18 protein-coding genes are annotated in these 22772 nt (G+C 66.6%); 12 read left to right on the forward strand and 6 right to left on the reverse strand.

What is annotated here, in order from left to right:
* Positions 1 to 220: 220 nt before the first annotated feature.
* Positions 221 to 1168, reverse strand: coding sequence for a methylmalonyl-CoA epimerase (gene mce, locus AC1HIY_RS02915; RefSeq protein WP_479575207.1), 948 nt, complete (start codon positions 1166 to 1168; stop codon positions 221 to 223).
* A 193-nt stretch (positions 1169 to 1361) separates the two neighbouring features.
* Between mce and AC1HIY_RS02920 the strand changes: the two genes are divergently transcribed.
* The 6 genes from AC1HIY_RS02920 (at position 1362) to AC1HIY_RS02945 (ending at position 7850) form a co-directional block, all read left to right on the forward strand.
* Entirely contained in the window at positions 1362 to 2141 is a 780-nt protein-coding gene (locus AC1HIY_RS02920) for an outer membrane lipoprotein-sorting protein (RefSeq protein ID WP_479575208.1), read from the forward strand.
* A gap of 36 nt (positions 2142 to 2177) precedes the next feature.
* Positions 2178 to 3413 (forward strand): ABC transporter permease, encoded by a 1236-nt coding sequence (locus AC1HIY_RS02925; protein ID WP_479575209.1) that lies wholly within the window; start codon positions 2178 to 2180, stop codon positions 3411 to 3413.
* A gap of 41 nt (positions 3414 to 3454) precedes the next feature.
* Positions 3455 to 4684, forward strand: coding sequence for an ABC transporter permease (locus tag AC1HIY_RS02930; RefSeq protein ID WP_479575210.1), 1230 nt, complete (start codon positions 3455 to 3457; stop codon positions 4682 to 4684).
* A 14-nt stretch (positions 4685 to 4698) separates the two neighbouring features.
* Positions 4699 to 5445: an ABC transporter ATP-binding protein gene (locus tag AC1HIY_RS02935; protein WP_479575211.1), complete on the forward strand. Its 747-nt coding sequence runs from the start codon at positions 4699 to 4701 to the stop codon at positions 5443 to 5445.
* A complete protein-coding gene (locus tag AC1HIY_RS02940; RefSeq protein WP_479575212.1) occupies positions 5442 to 6602 on the forward strand; it encodes a hypothetical protein in 1161 nt (386 codons plus the stop codon). The genes AC1HIY_RS02935 and AC1HIY_RS02940 overlap by 4 nt, the downstream gene beginning before the upstream one ends.
* 306 nt (positions 6603 to 6908) lie before the next feature.
* Positions 6909 to 7850, forward strand: coding sequence for a cation diffusion facilitator family transporter (locus AC1HIY_RS02945; protein WP_479575213.1), 942 nt, complete (start codon positions 6909 to 6911; stop codon positions 7848 to 7850).
* Positions 7851 to 7926: 76 nt separating this feature from the next.
* On the opposite strand, the gene AC1HIY_RS02950 is transcribed toward AC1HIY_RS02945, so the two are convergent.
* Genes AC1HIY_RS02950 through AC1HIY_RS02960 form a run of 3 tightly spaced genes read right to left on the reverse strand, consistent with a single transcriptional unit; the run spans position 7927 to position 12661 of the window.
* Positions 7927 to 8787, reverse strand: a complete 861-nt coding sequence (locus tag AC1HIY_RS02950) for a tetratricopeptide repeat protein (protein ID WP_479575214.1) — start codon at positions 8785 to 8787, stop codon at positions 7927 to 7929.
* On the reverse strand, positions 8787 to 10586 hold the full coding sequence (locus AC1HIY_RS02955; protein WP_479575215.1) for a CRTAC1 family protein: 1800 nt from the start codon (positions 10584 to 10586) through the stop codon (positions 8787 to 8789). The genes AC1HIY_RS02950 and AC1HIY_RS02955 overlap by 1 nt, the downstream gene beginning before the upstream one ends.
* 2 nt (positions 10587 to 10588) lie before the next feature.
* Positions 10589 to 12661: a multiheme c-type cytochrome gene (locus AC1HIY_RS02960; protein ID WP_479575216.1), complete on the reverse strand. Its 2073-nt coding sequence runs from the start codon at positions 12659 to 12661 to the stop codon at positions 10589 to 10591.
* Between the two features lie 206 nt (positions 12662 to 12867).
* On the opposite strand from AC1HIY_RS02960, the gene AC1HIY_RS02965 reads away from it, so the two are divergent.
* The 3 genes from AC1HIY_RS02965 (at position 12868) to AC1HIY_RS02975 (ending at position 16782) form a co-directional block, all read left to right on the forward strand.
* On the forward strand, positions 12868 to 13305 hold the full coding sequence (locus AC1HIY_RS02965) for an RrF2 family transcriptional regulator (RefSeq protein WP_479575217.1): 438 nt from the start codon (positions 12868 to 12870) through the stop codon (positions 13303 to 13305).
* Positions 13306 to 13376: 71 nt separating this feature from the next.
* Entirely contained in the window at positions 13377 to 14756 is a 1380-nt protein-coding gene (locus tag AC1HIY_RS02970; RefSeq protein WP_479575218.1) for an FAD-dependent oxidoreductase, read from the forward strand.
* 682 nt (positions 14757 to 15438) lie between these two features.
* Complete coding sequence (locus AC1HIY_RS02975) at positions 15439 to 16782, forward strand: cytochrome-c peroxidase (RefSeq protein ID WP_479575219.1); 1344 nt, start codon at positions 15439 to 15441, stop codon at positions 16780 to 16782.
* Positions 16783 to 16866: 84 nt separating this feature from the next.
* Here AC1HIY_RS02975 and AC1HIY_RS02980 read toward each other — a convergent pair whose 3' ends face one another.
* Positions 16867 to 17547, reverse strand: coding sequence for a response regulator (locus AC1HIY_RS02980; protein WP_479575220.1), 681 nt, complete (start codon positions 17545 to 17547; stop codon positions 16867 to 16869).
* A 340-nt stretch (positions 17548 to 17887) separates the two neighbouring features.
* Between AC1HIY_RS02980 and AC1HIY_RS02985 the strand changes: the two genes are divergently transcribed.
* From AC1HIY_RS02985 to mnmA, 3 genes are all read left to right on the forward strand, one after another.
* Positions 17888 to 18325: a hypothetical protein gene (locus tag AC1HIY_RS02985; protein WP_479575221.1), complete on the forward strand. Its 438-nt coding sequence runs from the start codon at positions 17888 to 17890 to the stop codon at positions 18323 to 18325.
* Between the two features lie 40 nt (positions 18326 to 18365).
* Positions 18366 to 19226, forward strand: coding sequence for a hypothetical protein (locus AC1HIY_RS02990; protein WP_479575222.1), 861 nt, complete (start codon positions 18366 to 18368; stop codon positions 19224 to 19226).
* Positions 19227 to 19331: 105 nt separating this feature from the next.
* Complete coding sequence (gene mnmA, locus AC1HIY_RS02995) at positions 19332 to 20456, forward strand: tRNA 2-thiouridine(34) synthase MnmA (protein WP_479575223.1); 1125 nt, start codon at positions 19332 to 19334, stop codon at positions 20454 to 20456.
* Position 20457: 1 nt separating this feature from the next.
* Here mnmA and AC1HIY_RS03000 read toward each other — a convergent pair whose 3' ends face one another.
* Positions 20458 to 22710 carry a PIG-L deacetylase family protein gene (locus tag AC1HIY_RS03000; protein ID WP_479575224.1) on the reverse strand — a complete coding sequence of 751 codons (2253 nt, stop codon included), beginning with the start codon at positions 22708 to 22710 and terminating at the stop codon, positions 20458 to 20460.
* Positions 22711 to 22772: the final 62 nt, after the last annotated feature.

A 22772-nucleotide genomic window follows, 5' to 3' on the forward strand; every position in this document is an offset into this window, starting at 1 on the left:
TCCGCCCCTTTTGATGGGGAGGTGGCCCCGATGGGGTCGTCGGGGTCTTGTCTGCTTGCGTTTGCAGGAGCGGGTCACCGGGCCGTGAACCAACGGTCGAGCACCGGGGCGAAGGCATCGAAGGCGGTTCATGCAGACCTTGGAGTTCCTCCCCTTATGAAGGGGAGGTGGCCCCGAAGGGGTCGGAGGGGTCTTGTCTGCTTGCGTTTGCAGGAGCGGGTCACCGGGCCGTGAACCAACGGTCGAGCACCGGGGCGAAGGCATCGAAGGCGGCATCGCCGGGGAGGACGGCGAGGGCGGCGTGCGGCAAGCGGCGGCGAAGTCGGAGCGCGGCGTCGAAGGGCGCGTCCGCATCGGTGACGGCGAGGAGGGTGGGCGCGGAGAGGCGGTGGAACTCGTCCTCGGAGCGGTCGCGCACGTCCGGGGCATGGAGCGCGAGCCGGGCCGTGCGCTCCGGGTGGCGGCAGGCGAAGCGGAGGACGGCCGGGGCGTCTTCGGCATGGGCGAAGAGGTGCGCGCGGGCGCAGCCGAGGTGCTTGAGCGCGGCGAGGATGGGATCGGGCGAACCGCCAGCGTGCGCGTGCGCGGCGAAGTCGAAGGCGACGACCCGGAAGTGCATCTCGAAGCGCCGGAGGAGCGGGTCGAGGTCGCGGAGTGAAGCGCCGGAGGCGCGGAAGAGCACGACGAGCGCCGGAGCGTCGGGCGCGCCGCACGTGTGCACGGCAAGGGAGCCGCCGCCGAAGGGGACCTCCGTCGTTTCGAGCGGGAGGGCGGCGCTCCGGCAGAACTCGACGAGCACGCCGCCGGTCTCTTTCGGGTGGAGGAAGAAGATGCGTTTGCCGTCCGCGCCGGGACGGGGCGCGTCGGCGAGCGGGTGGAAGCCGACCTCGCGGAGCCGCGCCATCGTCGCTTCGATGTCCTCCACCTCGAAGGCCAGATGGTGGAGCCCCTCGCCGCGCCGGTCGAGGAACTTCGCCACGGGAGAAGCCTTATCGAGCGCCTCGAGCAGTTCGAGCTTGGCCGTCCCCGCGTCGATGAAGTGCGTCCGCACCCCCTCGCGCGCGACCGTCTCCACCTTGTACGGTGCGACGCCGAGCAGCCGCTCGTAAAGCGCTGCCGTCACCGCCGCCTCCCGCACGGCGATGCCGATGTGTTCGAGTCGGGCCATGGTTCGTTCCGGGTGCTCGGGTTAGAGAAGTCGGGATGGCGAATGATACGACGCGCCGCGCATCCGGGCAAAGGCGGAGCGTCGTGGATTCCCCGACACGCCCGGATGGGTTTCTCCCGTAGGAAATCGTATCTTGCCCGGAGTACGTTCGGCGCCACAGGGCAACGACGGCGATCACTTTTCCCCCCAACCGATGACTCTCCGACGGCTGACGCAGGTGGGAATCCTCGCGCTCGCGGTGTTCCTGTGCGCGATGCAGCCCGTCGCGGCGCAGACGGTGGACACGCTTTCGGCGAAAGAGATCGTGCGCCGCGCCGACGAACTGCTCCGCGGCAAGACGATGCAGGGCAAGTACCGCATGACCATCATCCGGCCCGACTGGCAGCGCAGCACCGAGTTCGCGTTCTGGTCCGAAGGCACGGAGAAGTCCTTCATCCGCATTCTGAGCCCTCCGAAGGACCGGGGCGTCGCGTTTCTCAAGATCGGGCGACAGATGTGGCAATACATCCCCCGGATCAACCGCGTCATCAAGATCCCACCCTCGATGATGCTCGAATCGTGGATGGGTTCGGACTTTACGAACGACGACCTGGTGAAAGAGTCGAGCATCGTGGAGGACTACACGCACCGGCTCCTCGGGCGGGAGAAGCTCGGCGGGGACGAGGCCTACGAGATCGAACTCACGCCGAAGCCGGACGCGCCCGTGACGTGGGCGCGCGTGGTGGAGTGGATCCGCGTGAGCGACCTCATCCCCCTCCGGGCCGAGTATTTCAACGAGCGCGGCGAGCACATCCGCACCCTGCGCTTCGCGGATGTCAAAGAGATGGGCGGCCGCAGGCTTCCGGCGCGTATGGAGCTGATCGAGGAGACGAAGCCGGGCCACAAGACGGTTCTTTTGCTTGAAGAGGCCATCTTCGACCGGCCCATCCCTCCGTCGATCTTCAGCCAGGAGAATCTCCGCCGCCGCATGTGACCGGGGCGGGGGACCACCCCGAAGCACGAAGCGCGCATGACCAAACTGTTCAAGCTGGCCTGGCGGAACGTGTGGCGCAACCGTCGCCGCAGCCTCATCACGATGGGGGCGGTGTTCTTTTCGGTGCTGATCATCGCGCTGACGCGCTCGCTTCAGTACGGCACGTACGACGCCGTCGAGTCGTACGCCATCCGTCTCTTCACCGGCGACGCGCAGGTTCAACGGGCCGGGTACCATGAGGATCAGACGCTTTCCTACGCGCTCCGCGAGGACGAGCGGGACTGGGACGCCGTCCTCGGCGCCCGTCCGTGGCTTGAAGCCTATGCCCGGCGGCTGACGGGCTTCGGGCTGGTGAGTTCGGACTCGTCGAGCGCCGGCGCGATGATCGCCGGGGTGGATCCCGAGGCCGAGCCGCACGTGAGCACCTTCCTCCGTAAGATCACCTCGGGCGCGCCGCTGGCCCGGGGCGACGACCACCGCGCGCTCCTCGGCGCGACGCTGGCGAGGAACCTCGACGTGACCGTGGGCGACACGGTGGTGGCGCTCACACAGGGCTATCGAAACGAGATGGGCGCCGACCTCTACGTGGTCAAAGGACTCTTCGAGAGCGGCAGCGCGGAACTGGACCGGAGCACGATGGCGCTCACCCTGCCCGACGCGCGGACGCTCTTTTCCCTGCCGGGCGGCCTGACGGCCATCGCCCTCCGCACCGACGACTTCCGCCGCGCCAAAACCTATGCCGCCGAACTCGCAGCCGTCCTCGACGACGACCGCGTGGTGGTGCTCGACTGGGACACGCTCATGCCCGAACTCCGGCAGATGATCCTCCTCGACAACGTCAGCGGCGCGATCTTTCTTGCCTTCATGCTCATCCTCATCGGCTTCGAGATCTTCAACACCACCATGATGAGCGTGATGGAGCGCGTGCGCGAGTTCGGCATCCTTCAGGCGATGGGAATGAAGCCGGGGCAGATCAGCCTGCTCGTGGTCATGGAACTGCTGATCAAGGTCGCGCTGGCGCTCGCCGTGAGCATGGTCGTCACGGGGGCGCTCATCGCCTACTTCGCCGGGCACCCGATCCCGCTCTCCGAGTCGCTCAAAGAGCTGTACGAGGAGTTTGGCTTCGCGGTGGATGCGCTCGTGTTCTCGGGACGGGCGCGCGTCTTCCTCGAACCGCTCTTCTCGGTGGCCTTCATCGCCGTGGCGGCCATGATCTATCCGGCGGTGCGGGTGTGGCGCTTCTCGCCGGTGGAGGCGCTCCGCCGGGTCTGACGCCAACGTAAGGGCCGAACGATCTCTCGAAGACGGAACCCATGAACATCCTTCTCAAAATCGCGTGGCGAAACGTCTGGCGGAACCCGCGCCGCTCGTGGGTGCTGGTGACGGCCATTGGGGTGGGCATCTTCAGCTTCATCGGCTCGACGACCTTCATGGACGGCTTCGCTTTTCAGATGGTCGATTCGGCGATCGACCTGCAGGGCGGGCACATAGAGATCGGGAAGCGAGGACATCACGACAACCCGACGATCCGTTCGTTCATCGCCGAGCCGGGCGTGGTGGAGGAGGCGCTCGCCGGGCTCGAAGGGGTGCGGTATGCGCCGGAGGTGCGCGCGCCGGGAATGGCCAACAGCCCCGAACAGGCCGCCGGGGTGGTGATCCACGGCGTCGATCCGGTGCGTGAGCCGGACGTGACGGTCATCGCGCGGGCGGTGACGGAGGGGGCGTACCTCTCGGCAGAGGAGGGGGCGAACGAGGTGCTCGTCGGGGCGGCGCTGGCCAAACGGCTGAAGGTGCGCCTCGGCGAAAAGATCGTGCTCATGGCGAACGACCTGCAGAACGACGTGAGCGCCGGTGCGTATCGCGTCGTCGGGCTTTTCCGGACGAACAACACCGAGTTCGACAAGGCGAACGTCTATCTCCACATCGACGAGGCGCGGAGGCTCCTCGGCTACGACGCCGAGGCGGTGACCGTCTTCTCGCTCCGCCTCGACCGGCGCGTGAAGCTCGATCCGCTCGTGGAGATGCTCCGCGCCCGGCTCGAACCCGCCGGCTTCGAAGTGCTCTCGTGGAAAGACCGCTTCCCCATGCTCGTGCTCGCGATGGAGGCGTACGACTATTCGATCGTCATGCTCGTGGTGATCCTCTTCACGGCGGTGGCCTTCACGCTCGTGAACGCCTTCCTCATGGTGATCTTCGAGCGGATCCGTGAGATCGGCATCATGATGGCGAACGGGGCGCGCCCCCGGCAAATCCGCTTCATGCTCTACTTCGAAGCGATCTTTCTCCTGCTGCTCGGCCTCGGCGCGGGAGCGGCCCTCTCGGCGCTCGCGCTCGGATACTGGGTCGTGAACGGGATGGACCTCTCCTCCTTCGCCGCCGGTCTCGGCGCGTACGGCATCGGAACGGTCGTGTATCCGTACTTCGACTGGGGCCACCTCGGCCTCGGATTCCTGCTCATCGTGGTGATGGTCTTCCTGTCCGTGCTCTATCCGGCGTACCGGGCCGGACGTTTCGAAGTCGTGGAGGCCCTCACCTATGTCTGAAAGCACCGACGATTATGTCTGAGAGAACCGAACCCGTGGCGGCGACCGGCGCGGCCGGGGCGGGCGAAGGACCGCTCGTGGCGGCGACCGGGCTCGTCAAAGTCTACCGGGACAAAGAGCACGTGCCCGTTCGGGCGCTCGACGGCGTGGACCTCTTCGTCGAGGAAGGGGAGTTCACCGCCATCGCCGGGCCGTCGGGCTCGGGCAAGACGACGCTCCTGAACATCATCGGGGGGCTGGACCGGCCCACCGAAGGGCGTGTGGTGGTGGCCGGGCGCGACCTCGGGACGATGAGCCGGAGCGAACTGGCGGAGTTCCGGTTGCACAACGTCGGCTTCATCTTTCAGTCGTACAACCTGATCCCGGTGCTCGACGCCGTGGAGAATGCCGAGTTTACGCTGCTCATGCAGGGCGTGCCGGCGAAGGAACGGCGCGAGCGGGTCGTGCGCGAGCTGGCCGACCTCGGCATCGGACCGGAGCTTCTCCATCGACGCCCCGCCGAGCTGAGCGGCGGACAGCAACAGCGTGTGGCCGTGGCGCGCGCGCTCGTCTCCCGCGCCCGCCTCATCCTCGCCGACGAACCGACGGCCAACCTCGACTCGAAGACCGGCGCGCATCTGCTCGACAAGATGAAGGAGATGAACGAAAAGACCGGAGCCACCTTCCTTTTCTCGACCCACGACCCGATGGTGATGGAACGCGCCCGCCGTCTCATCACGCTCCGCGACGGGCGCATCGTGGAGGACCGGCAACGCTCGTGAAAAGCCAACCACCGATGCGCGGCTTCCGCCTTCCCGTCCTGCTCCTCTCGCTCATGCTCGGCCTCGCGACGACGGCGCGCGGGCAGCGCGCCACGCTCTCGGCGCGCGGCTATGCGAAAACCCTCGCCATCCGCTCGCAGTCCTTCTTCACGCACGAAAACTACTTCCTCGACCTCAGCCGCTTCCGCCTGCAGACGCTCGGCGACCTCGGCGCGCGCCTCCACGCCGAAGTCTGGCTCGACTCCGAGGTGCTTGCCGGAAGCTTTCTCGGCACGCCGGACGACGCCTTCCGCCGCGGCCTCGAACGCACCACGCTCTTCGACCTCGACTGGACCGTGGCGGAGGGCGACCGGGTTCGGGTGGAACAGCGGCTCTTCCGGGCCTTCGCCACGGTGTATGCGGGCCGGGCGCAACTCACGGTGGGACGGCAGCGGGTGGCCTGGGGCACGGGCTTCGTATGGACGCCGACGGATCTGCTCAACCCCGTCAGCCCGACGGCCATCGAACGGGAGGAAAAGGAGGGCGTCGATGCCCTCTACGGCGTGGTCTCGCTCGGGGCGCTCTCGCGGGTGGAAGCCGTCGTCGCGCCGGGACGGCGGCACGGGCAGACGAGCGCGGCCGCGCGCCTGAGCGCCACCGCCGGCGAGTACGACGTCGCGCTCATGGGCGGGCGTTTCCGCCGCGCATGGGTCCTCGGCGGTGACTTCGCCGGATACGTCGGGGACGCCGGGCTCCGGGGCGAAGCCGCCTTCACCCGCCCCGACCACGGACGCTCGTACCTCCGCGCCACCGTCAACGCCGACTATAACTTCCCCGGCGGCTATTACGTCTTCGTCGAGCTTCACCACAACGGCGTCGGCGCCCGCGACAGGGCGAAGTACGACCCCGCCGCGCTCCTCGAAGGGGTCATCTTCAACCTCGCGCGCGAGTATGCGGCGGCCTCGGTGTCGAAGAGCATCACGCCGCTCGTCTCGGCCAACCTGTATGCCCTGCAGAACCTCAACGACGGAAGCGGCCTGGCGGGACCGGCCCTCGTGTGGTCCGCCGCCGAAAACCTCGAGGTGTCGCTCAGCGCATACGTTTTCTATGGCGCGCGCGACACCGAGTTCGGCGCCTTCGAGAACGTCTATTTCGGCTCCGTGCAATTTTTCTTTTGAGCGACGGCCAGGCCCTCCCGCGCGAAGATGGGCGCCGAGCGTGGTCGTTCCACGGGAGAGTCATTTCCTGATCGATCCGCTCCATCAAGATTTTCCGAAGCTCGAGATCGGCGAACCTTTTCCCGTCGCATTTGATAAGAGGCTCATGCCTTGAGAAGAGGCCCTCCTCGCGCCAATCCTGCCGGGTCGCACGCATGCGTATTTTCTGAGGGCGCCCTTCGGAAATAGAAGGCCTTTACCCGATGCAAAAACGCAACAGTCCTCAGGCTTGCCTGTGGAGCGACGCACCGAACCACCCCTGACGCCGTGCCGAAAAGAGACCCCCGAAATATCGCCATGGGGGCGAGTTTGCTCATCTCCCTCCTGATGCTCGGGGGGAAGATGACGGCGTATTTCATCACGGGGAGCGCCGCGATCTTCTCCGACGCCATCGAGTCGGTGGTTCACCTCTTCGCGACGGGTTTTGCGGGTTTCAGTCTGTGGTACGCCGTGCGCCCGCCGGATCGGGGACACCCCTACGGGCACGGCAAGATCGCCTATTTTTCCGCCGGGTTCGAGGGCGGCCTGATCCTCATTGCGGCGCTTTCCATCCTCTATTCGGCGACGCTTGCGCTCATCCGGGGTCCGGAGCTCCGGCAACTCAACGTCGGTCTGTGGATCATCGCGGGGCTGACGGCGGTGAACCTCGCGCTCGGGCTGTCGCTGGTGTACGTGGGACGGAAGCACAACAGCCTGGTGCTCGTCTCGAACGGGCAACACGTGCTCACGGACATGTGGACGAGCCTGGGCGTGCTCGTCGGCGTGGAGCTGGTCAAGCTGACGGGGTTCGTCTGGCTCGATCCCGTCGTGGCCATCCTCGTGGCGCTCAACATTCTGTGGACGGCGTTCCGGCTCGTGCGGCGCTCGGTCGCGGGCCTGATGGAGGCCGCCGACCCCGAGGACACAAAGGTGATTCTGGAGGCGCTCGACGAAGCCCGGCGGGAGGGGCTCATCTCCGGCTATCATCAGGTGCGGCACCGCCGCGTGAACGATCAGCTATGGATCGAATGTCACCTGCTCTTTCCGGAGACGATGAGCATCACCGAGGCGCACCGGCGCTCGCACACGGTGGAAGACAACCTGGCGCGGCGCTTCACCGACGGCGAGATCATCTTCACGGCCCACCTCGAGCCGGAGAGTCACGAAGCCGGCCTCCCCGGTGGGCATACGGAGCCTGTCGATCCGCTTCGGTCGGAGCAGGGCGGCTGAGGTGGAGGGATGTGTGGGATGTTTGGGGATATGGGAGAAATGACGGCGAGCCCCTGACGGTGAACGAGTGGGGAATTCAGGGGGCGGGCCGCAGGCTTTCGAACAGGCGGTCGATGCGGGTGAAGAAGGCCCGGGTTTCGGCCTCGTCGGGAAGCGGGGAAAGGCGGGCGGCTTCGTCGAGCAGGGGCTGGAAGGCCGGGCACGAGACGTGCGACGAGAGGTTCGGGGGAGCGCCCGGGCGGGTGTCTCCCTCGCCGAGGACGCCGCCGGGTGGTTCGGGGGGGCGGGCGCTTTCCGCTGCGCGTCTCAGCGCGTCGGCGGCGTCTCCGATCCGACCGCGCTTCCAGGCGAGGTAGCCCGCGAGGACGAGCGCCTCCACGCTTCGCTGGTGAGAGCCGAGCACGGCGTCGAGACGCCGTTCGGCGGCGGCGTCCGCTTCGCGAAGGAGCGCGATCTCGGCCAGACGCAGGGGCGGGCCGGTCTCCTCGGGGTTGATCGCCATGGCCTTTGCGAAGGCGTCCTCGGCGGCTTCGAGGTCGAACACCGGGGCGTCCGGCAGGCAGAGGCTCAGGCGTCCGAGTTGCGCATGGGCGCGGGCGCTTCGCGGGTTCTGCGCCGCCATACGCCGCCACGCCCGGCGGGCTTCGGCGAACCGTCCCGTCTCGGCGAGCGTGCTGCCGAGATAATAACGGGCGTCCTCGTGCCCCTCGTTCAGCGCGAGGGCGGAATCGTACGCAGCGGCGGCTTCCGCATAGCGCCCCGCCATCCGGTGCGCCGTCGCCCGGCGGTACACGGCCCAGAACCGGCGGACGTCCCCGCGATCGGTCCCGGCGGCGGGAGCGGCTTCCGGCGCCGGCGGGGCCTCGTCCCGCGACGACGTCAGGAGGGCCGCCGCAAGCGCGACGACGAGGGCGGAAAGGAGGAGCGCTTTCTTCATCACAGGGCCTCTTCACCTTCGACGAGATGGAGCGTGCGGTTGGCCGGGACGTCCGTGAGGACCTGCCGGAGGCCGGAGGGCCAGCGCACTTCGAGCGTGTCCACCCGGGCCGCATCGCCGAGGCCGAAGTGGACCACGAGGCTGTTTTGCGAGAGGTACGAGCTTTGCGCGCCCACCTGCCGCACCTGCACGACCTCGCCCGCCCGCAGCCGGAGCCGCGCGCCGACGGCCGAGCGGTTGCTTCGCCGCCCCTCCAGGCTGACCTTCAGCCACCGGCGCTCGTTGCCGCCGTCGTTGCGCAGCAGGACGCCGGCGCCGCCGTGGTTGACGATGAAGAGGTCGAGGTCGCCGTCGTCGTCGTAGTCGCCGACGGCGCCGCCGCGCCCCACGTGCGCGGTTCCAAAATACGCGCCGCTCACGGCGGAGACGTCGAAGAAGCCCTCCTTCGGCCCCCGGTTCCAGAAAAGCTGATCCGTCATCGGGATGAGGCGGCGGGGATCGTCCGGCTGCTGGAGCGTGCTCCCGTTGACGACGAAGAGGTCGAGCCGGCCGTCGTGGTCATAGTCGAAGAACGAGGCGCCCCATCCGACGTAGTCGAGGGCGATCTGGCCGAGGCCGTACCGGTCGGCGACGTCCATGAACTGCGCCGGTCTTCCGGGCGTGGGAGCGACGTTGGCGTGGAGGTTGTTGTAAAGCGCGTTCTCCTGCGCGATCCAGTGGGTGACGAACAGGTCCATGTCCGTGTCGCCGTCCCAGTCTCCGGCGGCGATGCCCATCGCGCCGCGATAGTCGGCCACGAGGGCGGGGTGGCTGACGTCCTCGAACGTGCCGTCGCCCCGGTTGTGAAAGAGGACGTTGTCGGAGACGTCGTTGGCCACATAGAGATCGGGCAGGCCGTCCTCGTCCACGTCGACCCAGGCGGCGGAGAGGCTGCGGCCCTCGGGGTTTTCGACGCCGGCGGCCCGGGCCGTCTCGGTGAACGTGCCGTCGCCGTCGTTGTGATAGAGGAGGTTGCGCTCCGGGGCGAAGGACGAGGGGTTGATGCTCGCGGGGGTCTCGGTCTCGTACTGTCGTGAGGTCAACGTGCGGCTGCGGGGATCGTATTGCACGTATCCGGTCACATAGAGGTCGAGGTATCCGTCGCGGTCGTAGTCGGCCCATGCGGCGCCGGCCCAGAAGCCGTTCAGGCCTCCCGTGCCCGCGCGCGCGCTCACGTCGGTGAACGTGCCGTCGCCGTCGTTGTGGAAGAGGGTGTTCTCGCCGTAGGCCGTCGTGAAGAGGTCGAGGCGGCCGTCGTTGTCGTAGTCGCCCCAGGCTGCCGCCATGCCCCATCCCCGGAGGTCGACGCCCGCCTGCGCGCTCACGTCGGTGAACGTGCCGTCGCCGTCGTTTCGGTAGAGGGCATGGTGGGCGGGAGCGGCCGCAAGGTCTTCCTTCGAGCGGGTGAGCGGCCCGGCGATGTTGACGACGTAGAGGTCGAGGTCCCCGTCGCCGTCATAATCGCCCCAGGCTGCGCCGGAGCCCATGTCTTCGGGAAGCTGGCTCGACCGCTCGCCGTCGAAGTGGCGGAAGGCGATGCCCGCCTCGCGCGTCACGTCCGTGAACGTCACGCGCGGATAATCTTCGGGCAAGGCGCGCTCGAGCGTAGCCGTCAACCCTTCCACGCGCTCGCCCGGTCTGTACGGCTCCGAAGGCGTCGAGCGGCTCCAGAGCGCCGCCGCCGCCACGGCCAGAAAAAAGGCGCTCGACACCAGGGTCCAGGCGAGCTGACGCTTCCGCCGGGGCAGGTTGGCAAACATGGTCATTCGTCGACGATGGTGATCGTCCGGACGTCGGAAGACAACTCCGTGACGGGAGCGGTGATGCCGGAATCCGGACCGAAGAGTTCATTGAGCAAGAACTGGTCGATCTTCCGGTACAGGAGCCGGGCCGTGACGGTCAGTTCGGTCCTCGGCTCGTCCGGCGCGGCGAACGAGACGGTGCGTGTGATCGGCGGCTCCTCGCCTTTTTCGCCGACGGCGCCGGGGCACGAGAACACGAACTGCGCCTGATCGGAGAAGCCGGGGAAGAGGGCCCTGCGGTAGCGGACGCCCACCATCTCCCAGAGGTTGTGCCGGTCGATGAGGTTGCCGTACTGATCGACGGGTTCGGCTTTGAACATGAACGTGCCGGGGTTGATGAAGTGGCGGTCGTCGCGGCGTCCGGAGGCGAAGACCGTGCGGCCTTCGGCGTCGGTGACGGTCACTTCGAGCCACGCCTGGATGATGTCGAGCGGGCCGGTGGGGAAGTCGTGGCCGGTTTTGTTGTTCGTGATGACGACCTTGACGGGGATCTCCTCGCCCGGCTTCACCCGCTCCGGCGTCGTCACCTCGACCGGCACGGCGCTTCCCTCTTTCCACTTGTCGGCGATCTCGGGGATGTCGATCTCGCCCCGCATCCATTTTTCGGTGAGGGCGACGTGCTCCTCCGCGCCCGGGAGCTCGAGATGGACGGGAATGAACTGGTTGGCTCCGAGGAACCGGTGGCTGCGGTGCTTGCCGTCGTCCGTGGTGCGGTTATAGTCGAGGTCGTCGCCCCGGGCGGGGTCGTTCGAGTCGGTCAGGGGCATGTGGCACTCCCGGCACTCGATCGTCGTCTGCGGGTCGCCGGGGTGGTTCCACCGGCTCTTGCGCCAGTTGTCGTACTGGTTCTGGAGCTGCACCCATCCCACATTGTTGATCTCCTCGTCGATGAACTGCTTGTGGCAGGCCGCGCAAAACTCGGGGCTTTTGAAGAGCTTGTGCTGAAGGCTCTCGACGTGCTGTTTCGGATAGGCGCGGATGAGGAAGTCGGTCACCATCTGCGCCGGACGTTCGTCGCTGAGTTCGAAGAGATAGCGCTCCGGCTGGTCGAGTGTATAGTTGGCGTTGCCCTTGACGTCGGTTTTCTTGATGGCATGGCAGGTGATGCACGAGATGCCCTCGTCGAAGCCGATCGGGTTGGTGAGGTCGTCGCGGAACAGGTTTTTCGTGCCGGAGAAAAGCGAGATGGGATCGTGGCACCCCCCGCAATAGCGCGTGGACTCGGGGCCGTTCTGTTCGCCCATGGTTTTCTGGACCGCGCGGAAGGCGGGATCCATGGCGGAGTACCGGTGCGCGCTGACGGCCCATTCGTCGTAGATCTCGGCGTGGCACCCCGATCGCCCGCACGAGGCGGAGCCGCCCATCGAGCGCGCATCGAAGGCGTCGCCGGTGCTGGTTTGCGCCAGGCTCGGGGCGAAGGGGCGGTCGGCGCCGTACAGGTAGTTGTAGTCGTCCGGGAGGGCATTGTGCAGGCGCGGCGGCCGGTAGGCGAGCGCGAGCAGCGCGAGCCCGGCGAAGAGCCCGGCGGTGAGCAGGGCGGTGTTCCGACCGTAGGCGCGCTGGGCCTCGAGAATGGGGCGGATGGCGCGCGTTCCCCGGGCTTTTCGGTTGCGGAAGACGATCAGGAGGACGTGCGGAAGCGCCGCCGCCAGAAGCGCGAACGTGGCGACGACGTGCGTCAGGTCCCACCCGTAACCGATGCGTGTGCCGAAGAGCGCCTGGACGGTCAGCGCCAGCCCGGAGACCACCGCCGTCACCGTCGCCGCCATGGAGAAGTAGCCGGTGAGCTTGATGTGCGTCATCGGCGCGCGGCGGTATCGCTGCCAGTGCCGAAGCTGATACCACACAAAAGGCAGGAGCAGGACCAGCCCGGCAATCGTGTGCAAGAGAACCTGCCACTGGTTCGGCACGCTGAACGGGAGCAGGTACAGGGAAAGACCGGAGAGGGTCTCGAAGGCGAGCAGCCCGGCTACGACGAAGGCGAGACGCCGCCTCCACTCGCGCGCTCTGGGAGGGGAGGGAGAGGACTCCATACGAACGACGATTTAGGAGTGATTTGTACTAAATATAGACTTGCCCCCTTCGTCGATCAAGGCGTCACCGGGTGAATCCTCGGGGGATTTGCTCGTGGAGCGCGCGCGCCTCGTCAGAAAAAGGGGGACGGGAACACGGAAAAAAGCCTTCGCTGTAGTACCTTGGGACATCTCCCTTTCTCACCTTCTCTTCGGAGACAACCGCCATGGTTCTCTCGAAAAGCGCCGAATACGGTCTACGCGCCATGCTCTACCTGGTCACGCTGGAGCGCGATTCGTACGTGTCGCTTCGCGAAATCGGGGAGGAACTGGGGATCTCAACGTCGTTTCTGACGAAGATTTTCCAGAAGTTGACGAAGGAAGGGATTTTGCGCTCTTCGCGGGGGCCTTTAGGCGGGGTGGCGCCGGCGCGTCCGGCGGAGGAGATCAGCCTGCGTGAGATCGTCGTGGCCATCGACGGGCCGGAACTCTTCACGGAATGCGTGCTCGGGTTGCCGGGATGCGGGGAGCAGAACCCTTGCCCGATGCATGCCGCGTGGGCGGAGGTGCGGAGCCGGCTCGAGCGTATGTTCGATTCGGAGACGCTCGCGGAGTTGAGCGCCCGCATCAAAGCGGAGGATTTGCGCCTCGCGTTCCACGGGTAGGGCTGCGCGGTCCTACGTTTTCCCGGGAGATTCTTTGCCCTCGTCCTCGCCGGGGCGTAGTTTCGGTCGTTATGCCTGCACAACGGATCGCCGTCATAGGGGGAACTGCGTCGGGTCCGGCCGCCGCCGCTCAGGCGAAGCGGACCGACCCGGGCGCCGAGGTCGTGCTCTTCGAGCAGGGGCCGCACATCTCGTACGGCGCGTGCGAGATGCCCTATTTCGTGGCCGGCGAGATCGAGGATGAGAAACGGCTGATCAAGCTGACGCCGGAGCGCTTCGAGGAGACGCGCGGCGGCCGGGTGCTCGTCCGTCACCGCGTGGTCGCCCTGGATCCGCCCCGCAACCGCCTGACGGTGGAGGACCTGGCAACGGGCGAGGTGCGCCGGGAGCGGTTCGACAAGTTCATCCTCGCCCTCGGCGCGCGCCCCCTGCTGCCCGAACTCGACGGCCTCGACGCGCCGAACGTCTTCCCGTTCCGCACGCTCGAAGATGCCGCCGCCCTCCGCGCCTATCTCGACGAGCACGCCGTCGGACACGCCGTCGTCTTCGGGGGGGGCTACATCGGGATGGAGATCGCCGAGGCCTTGCGTGCTCGGGAGGTTCGCGTGACGATCCTCGAGCCGGGGCCGGGCGTGCTTCACGCCTACCTCGACGACGACCTTCGCCCGCTCGTCGAAGCGGTGCTTCAGCGGCGCGGCGTCGTGGTGCGGCGGGAACGGGCCGTCGCCCTCGATCACCACCCGGGCGGGACCGTCCGCGCCGTGCGCACCGACCGGGGCGAGCGCATCGGGTGCGGGCTCATCGTCGTGGCGATGGGCATCGTGCCGAACACGGAGCTTGCCGCGGGCGCGCGCATCCGCACCGGCGAGACGGGCGCCCTCGCCGTCGATGCGCAGATGCGGACGAACCTGCCCAACGTATGGGCCTGCGGCGACTGTGTGGAGGTGGAGCGCGTCATCGACCGGAAGAAAGTGTACGCGCCGCTCTCGCCGACGGCTTTTCGCACGGCGCGCGTGGCCGGGCACAATGCCGCGCGCCGGGGACGGGGCCGCCCGACGCGCTTTCCCGGCGTCACCGGCGCTTCGGCGGTGCGGGTCTTCGAACTCGAGGTGGCGGCGGTGGGACTGCGCCTCCGCGAGGCCCAAGCCGCCGGGTTCGACGCTTTCGCCGCCACGATCCGGCACGTGTCGCGGGGATCTTCCATGCCCGGCGCGAAGCCGGTGCACGTGCGGCTCGTCGTCGAGCGTGGGCGCGGGCGGCTGCTCGGGGCCGAACTCGTCGGCGAGGACGGGGCGGCGCTTCGGGCAGACGTGCTCGTGCCGCTCATCCGGGAGGGCGCCACGGTGGCGCGCCTCCGCGACCTCGACCTCATCTATACGCCTCCCTTTGCCCCGCCCCTCGATCCCTTGATCGTGGCCGCCCATGAGGCCGCCAAGCGCCTGCGGCCATAGTCGCCTCCCGCTTTTTCCCCCGGCTTCCGGGCCCGCGCCCCGGTCCCTCTCATCGGGGCTTTGTCAAAAACCGCACACAAGGTCCTTCCCATGCGGGCGGAAACCGAAGCTTCCCGTCGGTAAAACCAGGATTTCGCGCGTTCGAGGGCATGGCAACCTCGCCCCTGCCGTTTCGCGGCCCTGGCATCTATCCAATGGGCCAGGGCGGTATCGAAGCCCGAGTTCGGCGTCGATGGAAGAGCAGGAAGCTCTTCGGAAATGCTGAGATGTGATAATATTGTAACGCATTCCGGCAATCTTACCACCCGTCCCGGGCGAGTCGTTAAGAAGTTGTAACGAAGCGCCGATAGACGGTGCAGGTCACCGTCTATACCTGAGCATGCCACATACTTATGTGAGGTGCGGTGCTGTGTTTTTACAGATTCGAGGACTTTCCTGGAATCCGGCTCCCCGTTTCATGCATGCCTTTGCATAGGATTGATCGCTCCGGTTGTCGCGGGGCTTCACACAGGTATGTTATTGTCCTGCCAGGCGCATCCCCTTTAATTAATGCGGAATGTGTTATGAGCAGTATGCGTCGAAATCAGTCACCCTAACAGCAACGAGCAATAAAAAAATGGCGACACACACACATGTATCCGGCGCCTCAAAGGCGCTGAATCTGACGAGGCGTCTTTTTGTAGTGGCGGGTCTGATCGGATTTCTAACGGGTTGTGAAGTATCGAACACCTTTTTTACGAATCCGAACGCTTCGAGTGAGCTGGATCAGGAGTTGGAAGCCGTGCTGGCCGATGCTTCGGGCGGAGCCGGTATGGAGTACTTCCAGTTGCCGGGCAGCACCGAACTGAGCAAGATCCCTCAGGATCCCAAAAACCCGCTGACGCCGATCAAGGTGGAGCTGGGTAAGTTGCTTTTCCACGAGACGGCGCTGGCTACGAATCCCCGCAATAGTAAATCTATGGAGATGTACTCGTGCGCGGGTTGCCATCATGCCGCTGCCGGGTTCCAGGCCGGGCGCATGCAGGGCATCTCGGAAGGTGGGATGGGCTTCGGCATTCGGGGGGAGGCCCGGGTTCCCGATCCGGACTATGCGCCCGAAGACCTCGACGTGCAGCCGATTCGCACGCCCACGTCTCTGAATACGGCCTATCAGGAAGTCATGCTCTGGAACGGGCAGTTCGGCACCACGGGCCCGAACGAGGGAACGGAGGCGGTGTGGTCCAACGCGGAGCATCACCCGACCAACGTAAACTTCCTCGGTTATCAGGGACTCGAAGTGCAGGCTATCGCGGGGCTTTCGGTGCATCGTTTGGACCTCGTCGAGGAATCGATGGTGGCTACCGATCCGACCTACGTAGCGATGTTCGCGGAAGCCTTCCCCGGCATGCCGATTGACCGTGAGACCGCCGGGCTGGCCATCGGGGCCTACGAACGCACGCTTCTGGCGAACGCTTCGCCGTGGCAGCGCTGGCTGCGCGGGAAGAAGAACGCCATGACCGATCAGGAGAAGCGCGGCGCCCAGATCTTCTTTGGGAAAGCCCAGTGCGCCGACTGCCACACCGGCCCGGCCCTGAGTTCGATGACATTCTATGCCCTTGGTATGGCAGATCTCGACCCGAACTCGCCCGATGTCAACGGCAACGTTGCCGATCTGGTCGAGACCGCCGGACTCGGACGGGCCAGCTTCACGCTCGATCCGGCAGACAACTACAAATTCAAGACGCCCCAGATCTACAACCTGCTCGACTCGCCCTTCTACGGGCACGGGGGCACGTTCAATTCCGTGCGCGAGGTGATCGAGTACAAGAATGCGGCCATCCCGGACAAGGACGTCGGAAGCCAGCTTGCCGAGCAGTTCCAGCCGCTTGGGCTGACGGAAAGCGAGATCGACGATCTTACGGCCTTTGTGGAAAACGCGCTTTACGATCCGGAGTTGATGCGGTACGTGCCGGATGCGCTGCCTTCGGGCAACTGCTTCCCGTTCAATGATCCGCAGGCGCGCATCGACCTGGGATGCGATAACTAAAACGATCCTGACCCCATGGTTCTACAAACCCCTCGTCCGTTTCGGGCGAGGGGTTTTTTCATGGGCGGAAGGGGCGAGGAATCGTCAGGGGCGAGGGCGGGGCCGAAGGCCGTGGCGAAGGGCCAGCGCCACCGCCTCGTTCCGGGAATGCACCTCCATCTTCTCGTACAGCTTCTTGATGTGAGAGCGGACCGTGTCCACGCTGATCTCAAGGGATCGGGCGAGTCCCTTGTACGTCAGCCCGTCTACGAGCCCGTGGAGAATGTCCATCTCGCGCGGGGTGAGGTTGTATTCCCGGCAGGGGGAGGTGTGGGTGGTCTGCAGTTCGCGGAGCACGAAGCGGGCGATCGGGCCGGAGAGGGGGCTGCCGCCGGCGCGGACGTCGCGAATGGCCTGCATGAGCTCGGCGGGCGGCGTGTTTTTGATGAGGTAGCCCGTGGCCCCGGCGTGGATGGCCTGAAGGATGGAGTCGGCGTCCTCGAACATGGTCAACATCAGCACCTGCGCGTGCGGCCAGTGCGCGGTAAGGTGACGGGTGCACTCGATGCCGGACATACCGGGAAGCCCGATGTCCATCAAGATGACGGCGCGGTCGGGCGGCGGCGTCTGACGCCAGGCTTCCAGGGCGGCTTCGCACGAGCCGTAGCTTCCGGCGCAGACAAAGCCCGGCGTCGATTCGATCATCCATTGCAGGCCCTCACGCAACTGCTCGTCGTCTTCGACGATGAGCACGGGGATGGGGGTGGTGTCGGGAGAGGGCTTCATAGCTCAGGTCTGGGGCGAGCCCGGGTGGCGTTCTCGCAAATGCCGGCGTCAAGACCGGACGGGCTCGGAGGCCTCGGGAGTCTCAAGCGACAAGCCGTCTCACACCCACGGTCGATCTATATTCGCGGCGGCAACGAACGGAGCATGCTTGCGTCAAAAATGGTATGACGCTCCGAAATCAATATACCCCATATCGGGCGCGAGTGTGGCGACGATGTGGCAAAGTAGAGGCTGGTCGCAGGTCCCCGGCGTCTGCTCATTTCATGATCTCCGCCGCATTCGAAGACGCTCGAAGGAAGAAGGATTATTAAGCCTCGGTTCGCCGATTATGTTCCGAACGATGTTTTCCCTCGTCGTGGTTGGCGCCGGTCTCTTCCCGCCGGCTCGTGCGGAAGCGCAGCCGCGCACGGCGGCGGCATGGAAGCCGATCCTCTTTCATGAGGGTGTGCGCTTCGAGTGCCTTTTCTATCGCGCGGCGGACAACGCGAATAACGGCATCGTCGTCAAACCGACAAACCACAACGTCTATCCGGTCCACGATGCCTTCAAGGTGGTTTTTCGCTCCGGGGAGGCGGTGCGCGTCGAGGCGGTCGAGGGAGATCTGGAGGCGAAGGAAATCAAGACGGGTGCGCGCGCAGGGCTGTTCCGGGCGCCCTTCAAGGATGGACGGGCTATCGGAGAACTCGGGCTGCGGGGGGGGCGGATCACCCGCCGTGAGCAGAACGAGCGACGCCGTGACGTGCGCGGGTCCGGCCACGGGCCGTCCATTGGGAAATGAAAGCGGCGTTTGACGTATATTCGAGGGTCCCTTTCACGAAATGCCTGACGGGTCTATGGCGGAGCACAGCGGGCGATCCTTCAGCGAGGAGCAGGTTCGCGCCATCATCAGCGGGGCGATACGGCGGCAGGAGGCCGCGCGGAAGGTCGCCGACACCGACGGGCTCACGCTCGAAGAAATTCGCCGTCTGGCGGCAGAGGTCGGCATTGACCCGAAGTACGTGGTCGCGGCGGCTTCCGAACTGGAAGAGGCGGACGAGGAGACGTCCGCCGCCCGGCTTCTGGGCGGGCCGCTGAAGGTGTCCTACGAACGGTTCGTCGAAGGGCGCCTGTCCGAAGCAGGCATCGCCGCCATGGTCCGCGAGATCCGGAGCACCCTCCGCCAGTACCGGGGCAACCTCGAAGTGCTCGGCGCTTCCTTCGACTGGGTTTCTCCTCAGAATTCGGGTGAGGATCTGCTCGTTCAGGCGCAGAGCGAAGACGGCCACACGCGCATTTACGTCTCCCAGAAATTTGCCGCGTGGGCGTTCCTCTCGTATTTCCTGCTCGCGGTTCTTCTGACGCTTGGCATAATTTTAAGCGTGACGGCGCCGTCCTCCGTGGCCTTCGCCGCGCTGGCCGGGCTCGCGGCGCTTCTGTTCGTTTCACGCTTCACGTTCAGGATGATCACGCGGAAGCGGAGCGAGAAGCTGCGCAAGCTCGCCGACCGTCTCGAGGCCATCGCCGCCGAACACGCGGTCTCGTCCGAAGCCGCCTCGTCCGAAGTCGCCTCGTCCGAAGCCGCTCCGGCCCGAAGCGTCGAGCCGTCGCCGCCGCTCCTCGACCTCTCCGAGGCGCCCGGGCCCGAGGACGAAGGGCTCCCGCCCCGGCGTCGCCGCGACGGCTCCGAGCGGAGCGCCTGACGCCGTCCGTTAACCGGATCTTCCCGGAACGCCCCGTCGCGTCCTTCCGTTGAAGCCGAACTTCGCGTAAACCCGGGCCTTTCAACCACTTTTCCCCAGAACACGATGAGCAAGCACGGACGGGTGCTCGTAGCCATGAGCGGCGGCGTCGATTCGTCGGTGGCGGCGGTATTGTTGCGTGAAGAGGGCTACGAGGTCGTCGGCATCACGATGAAGACGTGGGACTATGCGACGAGCGGCGGACGCTCCGGAAAGGAGGTGGGCTGCTGTACGCTCGAGTCGATGAACGACGCCCGCGCCGTGGCGCTCGCGCACGACTTCACGCACTTCATCGTCGACATCCGCGAGGAGTTCGGCGACTGGGTCATCGAGCGCTTCACGGAAGAGTATCTGGCCGGGCGCACGCCGAACCCGTGTGTGCTGTGCAATACCCACATCAAGTGGGCGGCCCTCCTTCGCCGCGCCGACGCGCTCGGATGCGCGCACATCGCCACGGGGCATTATGCGCGCCTCCGCTTCGATGAAGCCCTCGGGCGGCACGTGCTCATGCGCGGCCTCGACGCGAACAAGGATCAGAGCTATGCGCTGTGGGGCGTGGCCCAGAAACACTTCGCCCGCACGCTGTTCCCTCTCGGCACGTATACGAAACCCGAGATCCGACGCATGGCCGCCGACTTCGGCCTCCTCCGCGTCGCCGACAAGCCGGACTCGTACGAGATCTGCTTCGTCCCGGACAACGACTACCGCCGCTTCCTCCGCGACCGCGTGCCGGATCTCGACGCGCGCATCGGCGAGGGGAACTTCGTCCGCAAGGACGGAACGGTCGTCGGGCGGCACCGGGGCTATCCGTACTATACCATCGGCCAGCGTCACGGGCTCGACCTCGCGCTCGGCTTCCCCGTCTACGTCACCCACATCGACCCCGCGACGAACACCCTCACCGTGGGGCCGCGCGAAGAGCTGATGCGGCAGACCCTCACGGCGCGCGGGCTCAACCTCATCAAATACCCCGATCTCTCGGAAGAGCGACCCGCCGTGGGGAAGATCCGGTACAAGGACGAAGGCGCGCCATGCCTTGCGCGGCAGACGGGCGACGACGAGATGGAGGTCGTCTTTGCCGAACCGCGTCGCGCCCTCACGCCGGGGCAGGCGCTCGTGCTCTATGAGGCCGACGACGTGCTCGGCGGCGGTTGGATCCACACCGTAGGCGAGACCGTCGAGGCGGCGTGAGTCATTTCCCCGAAACGCCCGTCGCCGCGCGTCCGTCCACGAGGGGCAGGCTGACGAGGTTGGCGAACATCGCGTACACGCCGGGATGGAACCGCTTGAGTTGCCGGTACCACACGAGCGCGGTATAGAGGTACGTCCCTTCGCCGTATCGGGCGAGGAGCGTGGAGCCCCGGAGCGGCGGTTCACCGGGATCGTTCATCTCGAAGAGTTCCACGTATGCCGGGTCGTATTCGCGGGGGAAATACAGCCCGCGCTCCTGCGCCCATCCGTCCCACGTCGCCCCGGTGATCTCGTTCGGCGCGTGAAAGAGCGGCAACTCGGGGTGGAGCACCGTCACGGGCGCGTCCTCCCGCGTGACGCGGTCGCGACTGAGATGGATCGGGTACGGAGCGAAATTGCCGGGGTTTTTCCGGCTCCGGTCGAAGGGGTCGGCGTTCTCGGGGTTCCACTCGAAGGTTTTCTGATAGTTGACGATGAGGTGTCCGCCGCGCCGGACCCAATCGAGGAGGCGGGCATTGTGGGCGCGGAGGTCGGGGCGGACGAGGTACGCGCGGATGTCGACGACGATGGTGTGGAGGTCGTCGAAGTCGCCGTGGGCGAGGGCGAGTGAGTCGAGCATGACGTACGAGACGCCGAGTTCGGCGAGGGCTTTTTCGAGCGTGTCGTCATAGCTTCGCACGACGCCGACCCGGAGCCCCGGCGCGACGGCGGCCTCGAAGACGCGCCCCTGAAGCTGCGCGTGGGCGGGCTCGGGCGGTCGCACGGCGGCGTCGGGGAGGGCCGTGAGCGTGATCGTATAATCGCCGTGGGCGAGTTCGTCGGGGAGGTTGAGCGCGAGGTTGGTGTCGGCGCGGCCGGCGGCGTCGGACGTGAGCGTGATCCGCGTCTCGTGCACGACGACCCCGTCGGCGTCGCGCGTGACGGCGGCCTCGAGCGTGAGGCGCTCGGTCACGGGGTCGAAGACGCGGATGCGCAGCGGGATCGTGTTCGCTCCGGGGCGGAGGCGCACGACGTCGTCCACGGCTTCGACGAACACCGGCGGCGCGACTTCGAGCGGCAGATAGCCCGCCGCGACGGGCGTGTCCGAATCCGCTCGATAGAGCGCATAGACGACGGGCGGATGGTTGAGGAAACGCTCATATTGATACACCTTCTTCGGCGTCGTCGGGAGGGCGTCGGGCCGGATCCTGAGGCGGGCGCTTCCGGGCGCCTCGCCGGAGAGGACGAGCGTCGTGTCGACGGCCCCGGAGAATTTCCACCGCACGGAGCGGTCGGGGAGGGGGGCGGCGTCCCACCGGATCGTGACGCGTTGACCCGGCACGGCCGCGTCGTCGTCGAGGGTGAAGGCGCCGTCGGGGAGGGCGGGCACGCGCCCGGCGTCGATGTGGTACGAGAGGTCCGGGCGGGCGGCGTGGTTCGGCGGGAGGTTCGCGGCGAGGTCGTCGGCGGCGAGCGGGGCGTCGGTGGCCGAGCGGATGAGTCGGAAATACGTGGTGTCCCCCCGCAGGCGGCTCGCGAACTGTCCCATGCCCTGCGAGGCATGCTCCATGATGGCGGCGACGGCGCGCTCATAGTAGGGCTTGCCCGTCTCGGGATCGACCGCGCCCACGGGCAGCGCCACATCGTACGCGCCGTCGGCCGGACCGCGCCACAGACGCCAGAAAAGGCGTTTCGGTTGCCACAGGTCCACCCCTTCCTCTTCGAGCTGTTCGGGGTGATACGACGGGTCGGCGGCGAGCGTGAAGGCGTCGTATCCCGCGATCCCGACGGCCTGATGCTGCCCGTGCTGCCGGCGGGGGCCGACGGTGAGGGTGTCGTGGTTCGTGAAGAGGACGTCGGGTTTGAGCTTTCGGATGAGGTAGACGAGGCGAGCCGTCACGTGGTCGCGCCCGCCCCACTTCTCGAAGGCCTCGGCGGCGTGCTTCGAATATCCGAAGTCGTAGAAATTGAGGAAGAAGACCTGGGTGCCGAGGTGACGGGCCGCCCGTTCGGTCTCGGCGGTGCGGATCGCGCCGAGGGCCTCGTAGAGCTCCGGCCCGATCTCGTTCTGTCCGCCCTCGCCCCGCGTGAAGATGACGCTGTAGGCGACGGCGTTCCGGGCGTGGCGGTAATACGTGAGCGTGCGCCCGTCCTCGTCGTCGGGGTGGGCGGCGAGGTTCATCACCACGAGGGGGGCGGCGGGCTGCGCGTGCGCCGCGCCGATCAGGAGCGCGGTGAGGAAAAGGAAGACGGAGCGAATGCGGAGATGAAGCATGACCTTCTCGAATGGAACCCCTATTTTTGTGGGCCGCGAACAACCTCTGAGTATACGCCGCA

The sequence above is a fragment of the Rhodocaloribacter sp. genome (assembly GCF_056451265.1).

Coding starts and splice junctions, on each gene's coding strand:
- AC1HIY_RS02960 (WP_479575216.1), bottom strand. CDS start 12,661: ATGGAGTCCTCTCCCTCCCCTCCCAGAGCGCGCGAGTGGAGGCGGCGT.
- AC1HIY_RS02955 (WP_479575215.1), bottom strand. CDS start 10,586: ATGTTTGCCAACCTGCCCCGGCGGAAGCGTCAGCTCGCCTGGACCCTG.
- AC1HIY_RS02950 (WP_479575214.1), bottom strand. CDS start 8,787: ATGAAGAAAGCGCTCCTCCTTTCCGCCCTCGTCGTCGCGCTTGCGGCG.
- mce (WP_479575207.1), bottom strand. CDS start 1,168: ATGGCCCGACTCGAACACATCGGCATCGCCGTGCGGGAGGCGGCGGTG.
- AC1HIY_RS02925 (WP_479575209.1), top strand. CDS start 2,178: ATGACCAAACTGTTCAAGCTGGCCTGGCGGAACGTGTGGCGCAACCGT.
- AC1HIY_RS02970 (WP_479575218.1), top strand. CDS start 13,377: ATGCCTGCACAACGGATCGCCGTCATAGGGGGAACTGCGTCGGGTCCG.
- mnmA (WP_479575223.1), top strand. CDS start 19,332: ATGAGCAAGCACGGACGGGTGCTCGTAGCCATGAGCGGCGGCGTCGAT.
- AC1HIY_RS02990 (WP_479575222.1), top strand. CDS start 18,366: ATGCCTGACGGGTCTATGGCGGAGCACAGCGGGCGATCCTTCAGCGAG.
- AC1HIY_RS03000 (WP_479575224.1), bottom strand. CDS start 22,710: ATGCTTCATCTCCGCATTCGCTCCGTCTTCCTTTTCCTCACCGCGCTC.
- AC1HIY_RS02965 (WP_479575217.1), top strand. CDS start 12,868: ATGGTTCTCTCGAAAAGCGCCGAATACGGTCTACGCGCCATGCTCTAC.
- AC1HIY_RS02935 (WP_479575211.1), top strand. CDS start 4,699: ATGTCTGAGAGAACCGAACCCGTGGCGGCGACCGGCGCGGCCGGGGCG.
- AC1HIY_RS02985 (WP_479575221.1), top strand. CDS start 17,888: ATGTTTTCCCTCGTCGTGGTTGGCGCCGGTCTCTTCCCGCCGGCTCGT.
- AC1HIY_RS02920 (WP_479575208.1), top strand. CDS start 1,362: ATGACTCTCCGACGGCTGACGCAGGTGGGAATCCTCGCGCTCGCGGTG.
- AC1HIY_RS02980 (WP_479575220.1), bottom strand. CDS start 17,547: ATGAAGCCCTCTCCCGACACCACCCCCATCCCCGTGCTCATCGTCGAA.
- AC1HIY_RS02930 (WP_479575210.1), top strand. CDS start 3,455: ATGAACATCCTTCTCAAAATCGCGTGGCGAAACGTCTGGCGGAACCCG.